General features: G+C 70.5%; 14 protein-coding genes. 4 read left to right on the top strand and 10 right to left on the bottom strand.

All coding sequences use genetic code 11. The annotated features are described in order from the left end of the window. Positions 1 to 7: 7 nt before the first annotated feature. Entirely contained in the window at positions 8 to 913 is a 906-nt protein-coding gene (locus LK09_RS00330) for a LysR family transcriptional regulator (protein ID WP_039394099.1), read from the bottom strand. Between the two features lie 100 nt (positions 914 to 1013). On the opposite strand from LK09_RS00330, the gene LK09_RS00325 reads away from it, so the two are divergent. Beyond that, on the top strand, positions 1014 to 2105 hold the full coding sequence (locus LK09_RS00325; protein WP_039394097.1) for a PrpF domain-containing protein: 1092 nt from the start codon (positions 1014 to 1016) through the stop codon (positions 2103 to 2105). 43 nt (positions 2106 to 2148) lie between these two features. Beyond that, entirely contained in the window at positions 2149 to 3450 is a 1302-nt protein-coding gene (locus tag LK09_RS00320) for an SLC13 family permease (RefSeq protein WP_039394094.1), read from the top strand. A 7-nt stretch (positions 3451 to 3457) separates the two neighbouring features. Here LK09_RS00320 and LK09_RS00315 read toward each other — a convergent pair whose 3' ends face one another. The 6 genes from LK09_RS00315 to LK09_RS00290 form a co-directional block, all read right to left on the bottom strand. Further along, complete coding sequence (locus LK09_RS00315) at positions 3458 to 5101, bottom strand: DUF4407 domain-containing protein (RefSeq protein ID WP_039394092.1); 1644 nt, start codon at positions 5099 to 5101, stop codon at positions 3458 to 3460. An 88-nt stretch (positions 5102 to 5189) separates the two neighbouring features. Beyond that, positions 5190 to 6437 carry a 23S rRNA (adenine(2503)-C(2))-methyltransferase RlmN gene (gene rlmN / locus LK09_RS00310; protein ID WP_052226231.1) on the bottom strand — a complete coding sequence of 416 codons (1248 nt, stop codon included), beginning with the start codon at positions 6435 to 6437 and terminating at the stop codon, positions 5190 to 5192. Beyond that, positions 6434 to 6916 (bottom strand): hypothetical protein, encoded by a 483-nt coding sequence (locus tag LK09_RS00305; protein WP_039394089.1) that lies wholly within the window; start codon positions 6914 to 6916, stop codon positions 6434 to 6436. Before LK09_RS00305 ends, rlmN begins: the two co-directional genes overlap by 4 nt. Before the next feature lie 123 nt (positions 6917 to 7039). Then, a complete protein-coding gene (locus tag LK09_RS00300; RefSeq protein ID WP_052226289.1) occupies positions 7040 to 7858 on the bottom strand; it encodes an enoyl-CoA hydratase/isomerase family protein in 819 nt (272 codons plus the stop codon). Positions 7859 to 7875: 17 nt separating this feature from the next. Continuing rightward, positions 7876 to 8637, bottom strand: a complete 762-nt coding sequence (locus LK09_RS00295; protein WP_039394086.1) for an SDR family NAD(P)-dependent oxidoreductase — start codon at positions 8635 to 8637, stop codon at positions 7876 to 7878. A 154-nt stretch (positions 8638 to 8791) separates the two neighbouring features. Next, positions 8792 to 10339 carry a DUF222 domain-containing protein gene (locus tag LK09_RS00290; protein ID WP_039394085.1) on the bottom strand — a complete coding sequence of 516 codons (1548 nt, stop codon included), beginning with the start codon at positions 10337 to 10339 and terminating at the stop codon, positions 8792 to 8794. A 334-nt stretch (positions 10340 to 10673) separates the two neighbouring features. Between LK09_RS00290 and LK09_RS00285 the strand changes: the two genes are divergently transcribed. Further along, entirely contained in the window at positions 10674 to 11021 is a 348-nt protein-coding gene (locus LK09_RS00285; RefSeq protein ID WP_039394082.1) for a DUF488 domain-containing protein, read from the top strand. Beyond that, positions 11018 to 11743, top strand: a complete 726-nt coding sequence (locus LK09_RS00280) for an aminoglycoside 3'-phosphotransferase (protein WP_039394079.1) — start codon at positions 11018 to 11020, stop codon at positions 11741 to 11743. The genes LK09_RS00285 and LK09_RS00280 overlap by 4 nt, the downstream gene beginning before the upstream one ends. 1 nt (position 11744) lies before the next feature. Here LK09_RS00280 and LK09_RS00275 read toward each other — a convergent pair whose 3' ends face one another. The 3 genes from LK09_RS00275 to LK09_RS21685 all read right to left on the bottom strand — a co-directional run bounded on the left by LK09_RS00275 (position 11745) and on the right by LK09_RS21685 (position 13739). After that, complete coding sequence (locus LK09_RS00275) at positions 11745 to 13214, bottom strand: sugar porter family MFS transporter (RefSeq protein ID WP_039394077.1); 1470 nt, start codon at positions 13212 to 13214, stop codon at positions 11745 to 11747. Between the two features lie 76 nt (positions 13215 to 13290). Continuing rightward, positions 13291 to 13566 (bottom strand): metal-sensitive transcriptional regulator, encoded by a 276-nt coding sequence (locus LK09_RS00270; protein WP_039394075.1) that lies wholly within the window; start codon positions 13564 to 13566, stop codon positions 13291 to 13293. Positions 13567 to 13568: 2 nt separating this feature from the next. Next, on the bottom strand, positions 13569 to 13739 hold the full coding sequence (locus LK09_RS21685; RefSeq protein WP_197060933.1) for a hypothetical protein: 171 nt from the start codon (positions 13737 to 13739) through the stop codon (positions 13569 to 13571). Between the last annotated feature and the right edge of the window lie 90 nt (positions 13740 to 13829).

The following is a 13829-nucleotide window of genomic DNA, read 5'->3' as shown; positions in this document are numbered from 1 at the left end:
GAGCACCCTAATGCAGGCGCGCGGCTCGCGTCACGACATCCGCGAGCGCCCGCATGCTGGGCGTCGGCGTCCGGCGCGCCGGCCACGCGAGGTGGATGCGGCGCGCGGGGATGTTCTCGGCCGGTCCGAACGCGACGATGCGCACGTCCGGCCGATGCGTGGCGATCGCCAGGCGCGGCACCATGGCGATGCCCATCCGCGCCGCGACCATCGCCTGCACCTCCTGGTAGTCGTAGGCCGCGTAGGCGATGCGCGGGACGATCCCCGCGGCGGCGCAGCTGCGGGCCAGGATCTCCGCGGCCGGGTGGCCTCCGTTGCGCGTCACCCAGTGCTCGTCGCCGAGCGACCTGACCGTGACGCCGTCCTGGAGGGCGCTTTCCGCGGGCACGAGCAGCACCGTCTCGTCGACGGTCAGCGGAGCCAGCGTCAGCGAGGTCGCGGTCTCCTCGGTCCAGTCGTAGTCCCAGAGGATCGCCATCTCGATCTCCCCCGCGTCGAGCATGTCCAGCAGTTCCGGGCGAAGGGCGGAGCGCACGGTGATATCGATGCCGGGCCACGTCCGGTGGGCGTCTTTGAGCGCGTCGGAGAGGAACGAGGCGCTCGCGGTCGGAAAGGACCCCAGCCTCACCGACCCGCGCTCGAGCGCCTCGAGCGCCTGGAGGTCGCCGACCGCCGCCTTGAGCTCGCGCCGGATGACACGCGCGCGCGTCGCGAGGACGAGGCCCGCCTCGGTGAGCCGGATGCCCCGGGGAAGACGCTCGAACAGGGGCTGGCCGACCGATCTCTCCAGTCGGGCGATGCGCTGCGAGGCGGCTGAGGGAGTCATGTTGCCTTGCACCGCGCCGGCTGTGAGCGTCCCGGCGTCGGCGATGTCCACGAGGAGGTCGAGCGAGACGAGGTCGAAGGGGATCACGCCGCGAGTTTAGCTGTGCTTAACAGCATGTGCCAGATCCGACATTTTCATTAAGCCTCGTTCTTCTTAGCGTGGGCAACGACCCGTCTGAGGAGGCGCCATGAGAGTTCCCGCCACGTTGATGCGCGGAGGAACCAGCAAGTGCTGGCTGTTCGACCGATCCGACGTTCCCGGCGATCGCCGGCTGCTCTCGGAATTGCTGATCGACCTGTTCGGGGCGGACGACCCGCATCAACTGGACGGGGTCGGGGGCGGCACGTCGGTCACGTCCAAAGCGGCCGTCGTGTCGCGGAGCACTTCGGGCGATGCGGATGTCGACTATCTGTTCGCGCAGGTCGGCATCGGGGCGCACACCGTCGAGTGGGGCAGCAACTGCGGAAACTGCGCCACCGCCGTGGCCCTCTGGGCGGTCGAGAGATACCGGCTCCCCGCCCGGCCCGACGGCACCGTCCCGGTGCGGATGCGCAACATCAATACGGGTTCCCTCGTCGTCGCGGTGGTCGGCACGTCCGAGTCGGCGCCGACCCGCGTCCCCGGAGTGCGCGGCGTCGGGACTCCCGTCGACCTGACCTTCCTCGCACCGGCCGGGTCGACGACGGGGAGCCTGTGGCCGACCGGAAAGCGGATCGAGGCGATGAGCACCTCGGGGGTGACGGTCGACGCGACCCTCGCCGATGCAGGGGCCCCCGTCGCGCTGATCCCGGCCGCCGACCTGGGGCTGCCGGATGCCGCGAGCGAGCACGAACTGCGCGATGCCGTGCCCCTGCTCCGCCGCATCCGCGCCCGGGCGGCGGTTCGGATGGGCCTGGCCCCCTCGGAGGATGCCGCCCTCGACGCCGTCCCGAAGGTCGGCGTCGTGGGCCGTGCCGTCGACTACGTCGACACCCTGGGCCAGACGGTGCGCGCCGACGAGTACGACGTCTCGGTGCGCATGCTCTCGATGAACGCCCCGCATCCGACGATCGGGCTCACCGCGGCCGTGGCCGTGGCGGTCGTGGCATCCGAACCCGGAACGGTCCTCGAGCACGTCGGGGTGCCGAGCGCGCTGAGCCGCGTGCGCATCGGCACGGCGGGTGGAGTGCTCGCCTGTGAGATCCATCGATCGCCCGCAACGCTGCGCGTCGAACTACGACGCGCCGCGAGGCGGATCGCCGACTCGCAGATCCTCACCGGCGAACCGGTGCCCGCGTGACGGCCCCCCGCTCGAAACGACCGACCAACCGTAAGGACGAACAGTGACGTTCCTGGAACTCATCCCCCTCATCGCGCTCGTGGCCATGTTCGTGATCGCGACGATCTTCCCGATCAACATCGGATTCCTCGGCTTCGTCGGCGCCTACCTCGTCGGCAGCATCGCGCTCGGCCTCAGCAGCAAGGAGATCCTCGGCTCCTTTCCGGCATCCCTGGTACTCACCATCGTGGGAGTGACCTACTTCTTCGGGATGGCCAAGGCGAACGGGACGATCGACATCCTCGTGAACGCGTGCATCAACGCGGTGCGCGGACGCCTCGCCCTGATCCCCTGGGTCTTCTTCGCCGTCGCGTCGTTCCTGACCGCGCTCGGCACCTTCAGCCCCGCGGCCGTGGCGCTCATCGCGCCCGCGTCGATGAGCTTCGCGGCCCGCACCCGGATGAGCCCGCTGGTGATGGGCATCATGACCATCAACGGCGCGCATGCGGGAGGCTTCTCCCCCATCTCAGTGTCGGCCACCCTGGTGCGCGGAATCGTCGAGGGCAAGGGCCTCTCGTTCGACCCGTGGCTGCTCTTCTTCGCCAGCTACGGGATCAACCTGCTCCTGTCGATCCTGACGATGCTTGTCTACGCGATCGCCGGGCGCATCCGTCCCCTGGCCTACACCGCCACCGGCTCGATCCGCACCGTGCCCGGCGGGGGAATGAGCGGTCCCCCGGTGGATGCCGTCGCCGTCCGCCCCGCCCGCGTCCACTACTTCACGATGGCACTGATCGTGGCGATCCTCGGCCTGGTGCTCGTGTTCCATCAGCCCATCAGTTTCGTGGCGGTCGCCGCGGGCGTGGCCCTGTCTTTCACGGACCTCTCCAAGACGCAGCAGGCGATCGCCAACATCAGTTGGACGACCGTGCTGCTGGTGTCGGGGATGATCACCTACATCGCGATCCTCGAACGGCTCGGGATCATCGACAAGCTGTCGCACATGGCGCTCCTCCTCGGCGCCCCGCTGCTCGTCGCGCTGGTGCTCTGCTACGTCATCGGGATCTCGTCCGCGTTCGCCTCCTCCACCGCGCTGCTGGCCGCGATCATCCCCCTGGCGGTTCCGCTGCTCGAACTCGGCGCCCTGCCCGTCGTCGGGGTCGTCGCCGCCCTGTCGATCTCGGCGACCGTCGTCGACGTGTCGCCGTTCTCCACCGACGGAGCACTCATCCTCGCGAACGCGCAGGACGTCGATCGCACCTCGTTCTACCGGCAGCTGCTCGTCACGGCGGGGATCGTCGTCGCCGTCGCCCCCGGCCTGTGCTGGCTGCTGCTCGTCGTCGCCCCCACCGTGGTGACGGCCTAGGGACGGGTCAGCCGGCCCCGTTGGTGCGGGCGATGTCGGCCCGGTCGTTCCAGCTGCGTGCGGTGACCCGGTCGAGCGCGACCTGCTTGCGCAGCGCCTCGGCGCGCTCGTAAAGCGACGGATCGCCGTACGAGGTGAGCACCTTCACGATCACCGGGAGCAGCTCGATCATGAAGAACAGCGCCGCGATGAGGCCGTGCGCCCACAGCAGCGTCGGCTCCTGCTGCGACAGGCGGTCCAGGCCCGTGATCTGGCTGAGCAGGCCCGTCGCGGCAGAATTGCCGCCCGCGACGGCCGCGGCCCGGTCGTTGTAGGCCGCCAGTGCCGCGTCGTAGGTCTTCTGCGCGGCCGGGAGCTGGTCCTTGGCCTCCTTCTTCGCCGTCGCGGCGTTGGCGGCGACGGATGCCGTGCCGGCCGCGTCGGCCTGCGAGAGCGTCGTGTTCGCGTCGCGCAGCTTCGCGGCCAGCGCGTCGTACGACGTCTGGGCGGAGGCCAGCTGCTGCTTGGCGGCCTGCGCGCTCGCCCCGTCGCCGGTGACGCCGGTGCAGCCCGGGACGGTGCCCTTGCCCTTGCCGGTCAGCTCGCACTGGTACAGGGCGCGGGCCTGGTCGATCACCTTCTGCTGCTGGGCGAGCTTGGTGGTGAGGCCGTCGACGGTGCTCTGTGCCGCGGCGGCGGCGGCCGAGGTCGTCGAGGTGCCCGCGACGACGCCCGTCTGCGCCTGGCTCTGCAGCGCGCTCAGGCGCTGGGAGGCGGCATCCAGCGCCTTCTTCTCCGGCCCGCCGGTGATGCCCTTCTGGTCGGCCTGGGCGTTGACGATGTTCGTGGAGTTGACCTCGCGGGCGATGTCGTTGTGGAACACCTGCAGCACGAGGGGCTCCGCCACCACGATGCCGATGAGCGCGGCCAGGATGACACGCGGGATCGCCAGGCCGATGAGCCGCCAGATGTTGTGTGTGGACTTCATCGTGGAGGTGAGGAAGCGATCCAGGTTGAAGATGATGAGCGCCCAGACGAGGGCGAGCGGCACGGCGATCCACGCCAGCACGCCGACACCGGTGATCAGCGCGAAGAACATCGAGATCGCCGAGACGAGCGCCGTGCCGGCGAGCACGAAGAACATCTGCACGAACCGCGGCGTCTCGGAGGGGACCTCGTCGAGGATCGTGCCCTCGGCGCCGCCGAGGATCGCCAGGCGCCGCCAGCCGCCGCCGCGTTTGCGGGGCTTGGTGGCACGGCGGGAGGGCTCGGCGGCGCCGGTCATCGCCGCGTACAGGGGGGATGCCTCGGGTTCCGGCTCCGGGGCGGGCTCTGTCATGGGCGTCGGGCGGGCGGACTCGAACAGCGCGTCGAGGTCGGGCTCGGAGTCGTGCCCTTCGACAGGCTCAGGGCGCGGGGGTGCGGCCTCAGGGCGCGGGGGCACCGGCTCCGGGCGCGGGGAGGCGACGGGCTCGGTGCGGAGGTCAGCGGTGTCGATGGGCCGGGTCTCCTGGTCGTCGAAGAGGTCGTCTTCGTCACGGCGACCGCCGTTCTGGGCGGCGATCACGTCTTCGAGGTACAGCGGCTGCGAGTCGGTGTCCTCGGCATCCACGTCGAACTCGATGCGACCCTCGGAGCCGAAGCGGCCGGGCCGGTGATTGGAGTAGGACATCCCTCAAGGCTGTCGGTGCCACCTGGACGAGTGGTGGGCAGACGCTTGGTGGAGCCCTTGATCGGCAGCGGACTTGCTGATCAGCGCATCAATCCTCGAGCGGGGTGGATGCCGCGACAGCTTCGTCTTCGGCCGTCGCGACCAGTTGTCCGCAGGCTCCGTCGATCTCTTTACCGCGGGTGTCGCGCAGCGTGGTCGGGATGCCCTTCGCCTCGAGCCGGCGCACGAACTCGTTCTGCGCGGCCCGCGTCGAGGCCGTCCAGATCGACCCGGGCGTCGGGTTCAGCGGGATCGGGTTGACGTGCACCCAGCCCCGGCCGCGGGCGTTCAGCTTGTCACCGAGCAGATCGGCGCGCCAGCCGTGGTCGTTCATGTCTTTGATGAGGGCGTACTCGATCGACACGCGGCGGCCGGTGCGCTCGAAGTAGCCGCGGGCGGCATCCAGCGCCTCGTCGACCTTCCAGCGCGAGTTCACCGGGATGAGCTCGTCGCGCAGCTCGTCGTCGGGGGCGTGCAGCGACAGGGCGAAGGTCACGGGGATGTCTTCGTCAGCCAGCTTCTTGATGGCGGGAACCAGACCCACGGTCGAGACCGTGATGCCGCGCGCGCTCATGCCGATGCCGTGCTTCTTGTCGGTCATCACCCGCACCGCCTGCATGACGCGCGCGTAGTTGGCCAGCGGCTCGCCCATGCCCATGAAGACGATGTTCGTGACCCGTTCTCCGTCGTGCTCGGCGGGGCCGAGCTCGCCCTGGGCGATGACGCGGTTGGCGCGGATGATCTGCTCGATGATCTCGCCGGCGGACATGTTGCGGGTGAGCCCCGCCTGCCCGGTCGCGCAGAACGGGCAGTTCATGCCGCAGCCGGCCTGGCTGGACACGCACAGCGTGATGCGTCCGGGGTACCGCATGAGCACCGACTCGACGAGGGCCCCGTCGAACAGCTTCCAGAGGAACTTGATCGTGTCGCCGCGGTCGGTCTGCAGGCGGCGCACCTCGGTGAGCAGCGGCGGCAGCATCCCGTGCACGAGCTCTTCGCGGCCCGCCGCCGGCAGGTCGGTCATCTCGGCCGGGTCGTGCGTGTAGTGGGTGAAGTAGTGCTTCTCGAGCTGCTTGGCGCGGAATCCCGGCATGCCGAGCTCGGTGACCTTCTCGACCCGCTGCTCGGGGGTCAGGTCGGCCAGATGCACCGGCGGCTTGCCGCGGCGCGGGCTCGCGAACTGCAGCAGCGGGCGCCCCTCGGCATCCTTCTGCTGGGTCCATCCCTCGGTCGCCGGGCGCACCTGACGTGCCGGCGCGGAGCGTTCCTTCGGGTTCGGCACGGTGCGTTCGCTCATGCGACCAGGCTACCGGCCGCACCCACCGGCCGGCTGGGGATGATCCATCCGCCGCGGCTGCGCGGCGGCACGGCCCGCGAGGAGGCCGCGGAGATGCCGCCGTCGGAGTCGGAGTCCTGGTCGGGCCGGTCGTCGGAGGCAGCGCTCATCGGGTGCTCGTCGGTGTCGGGCTCTTCCCATTCCGGCCCGTGGCGACGGTGGAGCGGCGGAAGCTGACTGATCGTGCGCCGGTGGATGCCGCCGGCGTGGTCGACGGACACCAGCATCCGGCGCTCTCGCTCCGCCATGCTGAGACCGGGGAAACCGAGCGTGACGATGGAGAGCGCCACCTGGGCGATGATCACGCGCCGGGGCGACCAGCCGCGGAACGCCATCGCCATCACGGCCTCGAACGGACTGCGCTCGCGCAGCTCCCATCCGCGGTCGGCGAGCCGGACGATCTCCTGGCTCAGGCACGCCGAGCGCGATTCAGGTGTCATCGGGCGTGGCACGTCCGTTCGTTCATGCAACCAGGCTACCGGGCCGCGCCGCCGCGACCTGAGGGAACACCCTCCGTCGTCGCAGGGTGATCACCCCCGCGCCGGATTCTGCTCGGCAGCCCGTCACGACCGCCGCGAGCGGGATGCCGCGGCGAAGCCGGCCACCCGGGCGCGGGCCTCGTCGGTGTCGAACAGGGCGCCGATCGTCGCCGCCTCGTCGGCCAGGTTCTCGCCGAAGGTGCGGTGCGCGCCGGTGCGGACGAGGCGCTTGGCCTCGCCGTACGCCTCCCACGCGCCGGACACCCAGCCGTCCGCGACCGCCCGCGCCCGGCCGGCGACCTCGTCACGCGGCACGACCTCGGTGACCAGGCCCCAGTCGAGGGCGGTGGCGGCATCCACCGTGACGTCCTGCAGCACCAGCTGCAGTGCCCGGCGCTGACCGATCGCCGCGGGCAGCAGCGTCGACACTCCGAGGTCGGGGCTCAGGCCGATGTTCGCGTACTTGCTGGAGAACTTCGCCGTGTCGGCGGCGACGATCCAGTCGGCGGTGAGCATCAAGCCCAGTCCGCCGCCGGCGACGGCTCCCTGCACGGCCGCGACCACCGGGACGTCGGATTCGACGATCGCCCGGATGCCGGCGTGGATCACGCCGGCCATCGCCGTGACGTCCGCCCCGGCGACCGAGCCGCCGTCGGCGCCGGCCGATCCCATCGCGATGACGTCGCCGCCGGCGCAGAACGCCGGGCCGGTGGCATCCAGCAGCACGGCCTTCACGGCCGGGTCGGAGGCCACCCACTCGCCCAGATCCCGCCACAGCTCCCCCATCGCGAAGTCCATCGCGTTGAGGGAGGCCGGCCGGTTGAACGTCAGGTGGGCGACGCCGTCCTCGAGGGCGAAGAGGATCGGGGATGCGGCATCCTGACCGGCGGCGACCGCCGGCATGTCCGCGTAGTCCTCGCTCACTTCGGTGCCATCCGGATCGCGCCGTCGAGGCGGATCGTCTCGCCGTTGAGATACCCGTTGTCGACGATCGCCATCACCATGCGGGCGTACTCGTCGGGCCGGCCGAGCCGCTGCGGGTAGGGAACCTGCTGGCCGAGCGAGTCCTGCGCGGGCTGCGGGAGCCCGGCGAGCATGGGCGTCTCCATGATCCCCGGCGCGATCGTGCACACGCGGATGCCGTAGCGGGCGAGCTCGCGGGCGATCGGCAGCGTCATGGCGTGCACGCCGCCCTTGGAAGCCGAATACGCGGGCTGCCCGATCTGGCCGTCGAACGCGGCGACGGAGGCCGTGTTCACGATGACGCCCCGGTCGCCGGAATCGGTGGACTCGGTCTTCGCGATCGCCGCGGTGGCCTGCTGGATGACGTTGAACGTGCCGACCAGATTCACCCGGATGATCCGCTCGAAGTCGCCGAGCGGAGTGGGATGCCCCTCGCGGTCGAGCACCTTCGCCGGCGGGGCGATGCCCGCGCAGTTCACGACCACCCGCAGGGGGCCGGCGGCGGATGCCTGGGCGACGGCTGCGGCCACCTGCTGCGGGTCGGTCACGTCGGCCGGGGCGAACGAGCCGCCGAGGGATGCCGCGACCTCTTCGCCGGGCGAGGACGGCAGGTCGATGATGGTCACCCGGGCGCCCGCTTCGGCCAACCGGGTCGCGGTGGCCTTGCCGAGGCCGGAGGCCCCGCCCGTCACGAGCGCCGCTGCTTCGTTGATGTCCATGCCGCCCAGGCTATCTCGCGGCACGGACTGCACCGGACGAGGGCGCACTGGAGCGGCTGCGTCCCGTGCCCCGCAACCGACAGCCACCGTTCTCCCTCGGCGCGTTGCTACCCGCCACCGCCGGCGACTACCACGATCGGTACCGCTCGACTGATCACTTCACAGCCCAGAGACGTCGCCTTCGCGCGCACCAGCGGTGAGGCTCAGAAGGGGACGGGTTCGTCGGGTCGGCTTGCGCGGGCGGCCATGGGGGACGCGCCGGGCGGGACGCCGGGCGGTCGGTCGGGGATGAACCGGACCGCTGCCGGGGGTCGGGTGCGGTAGCCGCGGCGGGTGGGTGAGGTGAAGTGGAGGATGCCGCCCGGGAGCTGCTCGACATGCCAGTCGGTGTGGTGCTTGACGGTGTGGTGGCGTTCGCACAGGCAGGCGAGGTTGCACAGGGCGGTGGGTCCGCCCTCACTGTGCGCGATGGTGTGGTCGATGTCGCACTTTTGGGCGGGGCGGCGGGGCAGCCGGGGAACCGGCAGGTCTCATCCCTGGCTTGCAGGAGGCGTCGCATGGCGGTGCAGGGGCGGCGTTTGTCGACGGTGACCGGGACCCCGGTGGTCGGGTCGGTGAAGATCCGGTACCAGTCGTCCGATCCGCCGGCGAGGTGTCGGGCGGTGTCGTCGTCGACGAGGCCTGCGCCGGGGATCTGCGCGCCGCCGGTGGTGGTGCCGGCCAGGGTGGATGCGGGGATGGTCAGGTGCACGGTGGCTTGGATCGCGCCGAGCGCGTCGCGGTGTTCCGGGGTGGTGCCGTGCCCGTCGGGGACGCTGGTGAGCAGCAGGTCCAGGGCGACATCGGCCATGATCTGCGCCCGGGTGCGCTCATCCGGAACAAACTCTGCTGCTTCGGCGTCGGTGTGGCCGGCGGGCGTGCCGGTGTTCGAGGCGGCACCGTGGGGCAGAGCTGTGTCGGCGTCCTCGCCGGGGCGCCCGCCCGCGTCCGCGGTTCCCTCGGCGGCTTCGGCTGCTGCCGCGTCGGCCTGGTTGGCGGTGTGGAGTTCGGTGGCGATGTCGGTGAGCCGGTTGTAGGTGCCTTCGATCTGGGCGGTGGGACCGGTGATGATCAACTGCCCCACCCCCGGCTCCACGCTGCGTTTGCGTACCGAGCGGCGGGCCACCGCGTCACGGACGCGTTGTTGGGTGCCGTCCGGGTCGAGCCGGTCCACCAACACCACCAGGGCGTCCTTCAACTGGGCGGGAGTCAACTCTGCGGCCAGATCGATCGCGTACCGCTCATACTCGGCCCGGATGTCGGGGTCGTCGATGACGCCGCCGACATCCGCGATCGTGGTCGCGTGCTGCGGCGACACGTTGCCATCGCCGACCTCGTACATGGTCTCCGTGAACCGGGTCATCAGCACGTGTGCCTGGTTCACCCGGGACGCCACCTGGTACTCGGACAGGCGCAGCGCTGCGGCGATCTCGGCGTAGATTTCCCGCATCGCCAACTGCGAGGCGGACACCACCGCGCCGGTGTCGGCCTGCTGGGCGCGCTCGTGTTCCCGCCGTCGTACCAGGGCGGCGACCCCGGCGAAGAAATGCATCTCGACCGCGAACGCGGACGCGGCCCGGGCCCGCGCCGCCCCCAGATCGTCGACGAGCATGTCCAGGTCAGACAGCACCGGGGAGAGCCCGCCGTGTGACGTGTCGGCCATGGTGCCCCCTCCGATCCGTTGGAATGTTCGAACTGATACCTCCACACTATCGAACACGCATCCAGAATGCAAGCGGGTTGCAGGACATCTTGATACCGAAACCCGGGGCGAGCGTTTCGTCTCGCTTCGCTCGCTCAACGACCGGGGGACGCGGGGGGTTTCGTCTCGCTGCGCGGTTCCTGAGCGCGGGTGTACAGGTCTGGGGGACGGATGGCGGCAATCTGAACGCCGGGCGGCATCCCGGCGGCGTGTCGTGCCGCCATCCGGGCACATCGCCGCCATCCGGGCCAGGCCCAACCCGGCGTCCCGACCAGACGAGGGGCACACTGGGAGCATGTCCATCCGCCTCGCCCGCATCTACGACGCCCCCGGTTCGGACGACGGGTACCGCGTACTCGTGGACCGGCTCTGGCCGCGAGGCGTGTCGAAGGAGCGCGCCGAGCTCGACGAGTGGGCGAAGGATGCCGCCCCCTCGACCGAGCTGCGCCGGGCGTTCCACGCCGGCGAACTCGTCGGCGACGCTTTCGACGCCGCGTACCGCACTGAACTCGCCGACAACCCGGCCGTCCCCGCGCTGCGGGAACGCCTGGCGGAGCATCCCACCACGACCCTGCTGACCGCGACGCACGACGAGCAGCACAGCTACCTGGCCGTGCTCCGCGACGTGCTGGAGGGGCGATGACGATCCCCGCCCCCGGCATCCGGGTGCCCGCCCGCGTGCGCGAACTCGCCGGAGACGCGCGCCTCACTCCGGTCTGGGCGAACGAGGCGGGCGGCCTCACGTTCCGCACCGACGACGGCCGCTATGTGAAGCACGGTCCACGCAGCCCCGAGACCTCGATCGCCGACGAGGTGGCCCGGCTCGCCTGGGCCGGACGGTTCACCCCGGTGCCGCGGGTCATCGACTCCGGGCGGGATGCCACGGACGAATGGCTGGTCACGGCCGCCATCGAGGGCGAGTCCGCGGTCGCCCCGCGCTGGATCGCCGACGCCGCGACCGCCGTGCGGGCCGTCGGCGAGGGCCTGCGCGCCCTGCACGAGGCGCTGCCGGTCGACGACTGCCCGTTCGACTGGTCCGTACCGACCCGGATCGCGAACGCGGCGACCCGCGGCATCCGCGTCCCGGCATCCCTGCAGGACGCCCCGCCGGTCGACGTGGCGGTCGTCTGCCACGGGGACGCCTGCTGCCCGAACACCCTGCTGGATGCCGCGGGCGCCTGGACCGCGCACGTCGACCTCGGCGCGCTCGGCGTCGCCGACCGCTGGGCGGACATCGCCGTGGCGTCGATGAGCACCGAGTGGAACTACGGCCCCGGCTGGGAGGACGCGCTCATCGCCGCCTACGGCGTGGATCCCGACCGGGAGCGCATCGCCTACTACCGCGCCCTGTGGAACGCGACCTGAGTCACCGGCTCATGGACGACTGAGCCGGGCGGGACGGCTGCGACGGATCCTTGCGGTTGACCGGACCGTCGAACAGCCGCACGATCTCCTCGACCGAGTGGCCCTTCGTCTCGGGCAGGAAGAAGTAGACGAACAGGATGCCGACCACGCACAGCACGGCGAACACGATCATCGTCCAGCCCAGCCCGAATCCGGCCTGCATCAGGGGGAAGGCGAGCACCAGCCCGTAGTTGGCGAGCCAGTCCACCGCCGCGCCGATGCCGGACGCGCGGCCGCGCACGGAGGTGGGGAACACCTCGCCCTGCAGCAGCCAGCCGGTGCCGCCGATGCCGATCGCGAAGCAGGAGATGAACAGTGCGAATCCGACCATGACGACGATCAGCTGCGGCACGCCGTGCAGGAACGACGCGCCGTAGGCGCCCACGACCAGGAACACCGCCATGCCGGTGTAGGCGCCGATCGCGAGCTTGCGACGGCCCAGGGTGTCGATGAAGCGGAACGCGAAGTAGGTGGCGATGACGTTGATGACCGCGAGGATGCCGGCGGCGATGACCCCGGAGATCTCCGACTGGATGGCCGAGCTGCCCCCGTGCGCGAAGTACGGGGTCAGCAGATGCGGGCCGTAGTAGAAGGCGACGTTGATGCCGGTGATCTGCTGCAGGACGAAGAACACGCTCACGACGATGAGGGCGCGCTTGACCGGACGCGTCCAGCGCGTCTTGCCCTGCAGGCGCAGCGTCTCGGTGCGCACCTCGTTCATCTCGGCGTGCACCTGCTCCGGCGTCGCCTCGATGCCGAGGGTCTGGAACGCCTGGATCGCCTTCTCCTCCTTGCCGCGTTCGAGCAGCCAGCGCGGAGACTCCGGCATCCTCGCCCGCATCAGCAGCGAGATGATCGCGGGGATGAAGCCGATGCCGAGGAGGATGCGCCAGTCGACGGACTTCGCGGCGCCCGGCGCGATCCACAGCACGATGACCGCGATCACGTACGCCGCCAGGATGCCGATCGTGATCATCCACTGCTGGATGATGGCGAGCGATCCGCGTCGGCGCTTGGGGGCGAACTCGGAGATGTACGCCGTGGCGATCGCGGAGTCGGCGCCGATCGCGATGCCGATGATGAGGCGCCCGATCGTCAGCGTGACGGGCTCGAAAGCGAACGCCGAGATGAGCGAGCCGACGGCGAACAGGCCGGAGTCGACCAGCAGCAGGGACTTGCGGCCGAACTTGTCGGTGAGAGGGCCTGCCGCGAGCGCGCCGACGAACGAGCCCAGCGATGCTCCGGCGACGATGATGCCGATCGCCAGCGGGGTGAGCTTGAACGGCAGGAAGACCAGCGCCGAGCCGATGTTCGCGGAATCGAATCCGAACAGGAACCCGCCGATGGTGGCAAGAATGGCCAGATAGATGTAGAAACGGCCGATATCGCGTGTGTCGAGCGTCTCGAGGAGCCCGGCTTTGGTGTTCTCCATACGGCGGAGCTAAATGCGGCGCCCGCGCGCACCCAAGGCCCTTGCGCAACGGGCCGCACAGGAGTACAGCCTGCGCTCAGGTGAGGGTGAGGAACAGCTTCTCGAGCTCCTGCACGGTCATCGGGTCGGACTGATCGTCGGGGTCGGTCACGCACTTCTGCATGGCCGTGGCGATGATCTGGAATCCGGCCTTGTCGAGGGCGCTCGACACAGCGGCGAGCTGGATGACGACCTCGCGGCATCCGGCTCCGCTCTCGATCGCGCCGATCACGGCGTTCAGCTGCCCCTGCGCGCGGCGCAGCCGGTTGAGCACCTGCTTCTGGGTCTGCGGGTTCTCGGTCGAGACGGCCATGGTCAGCTCCGTGCGAACAGGCGCGAGAAGAAGCCGCCGGTGGGTGCCGGTGCGTCGTCGTGTCCGCCGCACCACCGCGCGGCCGGGACGCCGCGTCGCACGGACTCGACGTGCTGGCCGCAGCCGGCCCAGGTGGTCTTGCCGCAGGTCTGGCAGGTTGCTTCGCGACACATGGGACAGTACCTCTCGATTGGGAGTTCGGGTACCCCCTAGGGTATAACAGAATACGGGAGGGGGTATACAGGGCTCCCGCGTTGCACGAG

It is taken from the genome of Microbacterium mangrovi (genome assembly GCF_000802305.1).
Taxonomy (GTDB): domain Bacteria; phylum Actinomycetota; class Actinomycetes; order Actinomycetales; family Microbacteriaceae; genus Microbacterium; species Microbacterium mangrovi.
Note: the sequence above shows the minus strand (reverse complement) of the source record. Positions and strands in the feature narration are given on the sequence as shown.

Bases quoted from the DNA above. Each gene is read 5' to 3' on its own strand.
- LK09_RS00280 (WP_039394079.1), top strand. From the start codon at position 11,018: ATGACGATCCCCGCCCCCGGCATCCGGGTGCCCGCCCGCGTGCGCGAA.
- LK09_RS00295 (WP_039394086.1), bottom strand. From the start codon at position 8,637: ATGGACATCAACGAAGCAGCGGCGCTCGTGACGGGCGGGGCCTCCGGC.
- LK09_RS00285 (WP_039394082.1), top strand. From the start codon at position 10,674: ATGTCCATCCGCCTCGCCCGCATCTACGACGCCCCCGGTTCGGACGAC.
- LK09_RS00325 (WP_039394097.1), top strand. From the start codon at position 1,014: ATGAGAGTTCCCGCCACGTTGATGCGCGGAGGAACCAGCAAGTGCTGG.
- LK09_RS00315 (WP_039394092.1), bottom strand. From the start codon at position 5,101: ATGTCCTACTCCAATCACCGGCCCGGCCGCTTCGGCTCCGAGGGTCGC.
- LK09_RS00275 (WP_039394077.1), bottom strand. From the start codon at position 13,214: ATGGAGAACACCAAAGCCGGGCTCCTCGAGACGCTCGACACACGCGAT.
- LK09_RS00290 (WP_039394085.1), bottom strand. From the start codon at position 10,339: ATGGCCGACACGTCACACGGCGGGCTCTCCCCGGTGCTGTCTGACCTG.
- LK09_RS00305 (WP_039394089.1), bottom strand. From the start codon at position 6,916: ATGACACCTGAATCGCGCTCGGCGTGCCTGAGCCAGGAGATCGTCCGG.
- LK09_RS00300 (WP_052226289.1), bottom strand. From the start codon at position 7,858: ATGCCGGCGGTCGCCGCCGGTCAGGATGCCGCATCCCCGATCCTCTTC.
- LK09_RS00270 (WP_039394075.1), bottom strand. From the start codon at position 13,566: ATGGCCGTCTCGACCGAGAACCCGCAGACCCAGAAGCAGGTGCTCAAC.
- LK09_RS21685 (WP_197060933.1), bottom strand. From the start codon at position 13,739: ATGTGTCGCGAAGCAACCTGCCAGACCTGCGGCAAGACCACCTGGGCC.
- rlmN (WP_052226231.1), bottom strand. From the start codon at position 6,437: ATGAGCGAACGCACCGTGCCGAACCCGAAGGAACGCTCCGCGCCGGCA.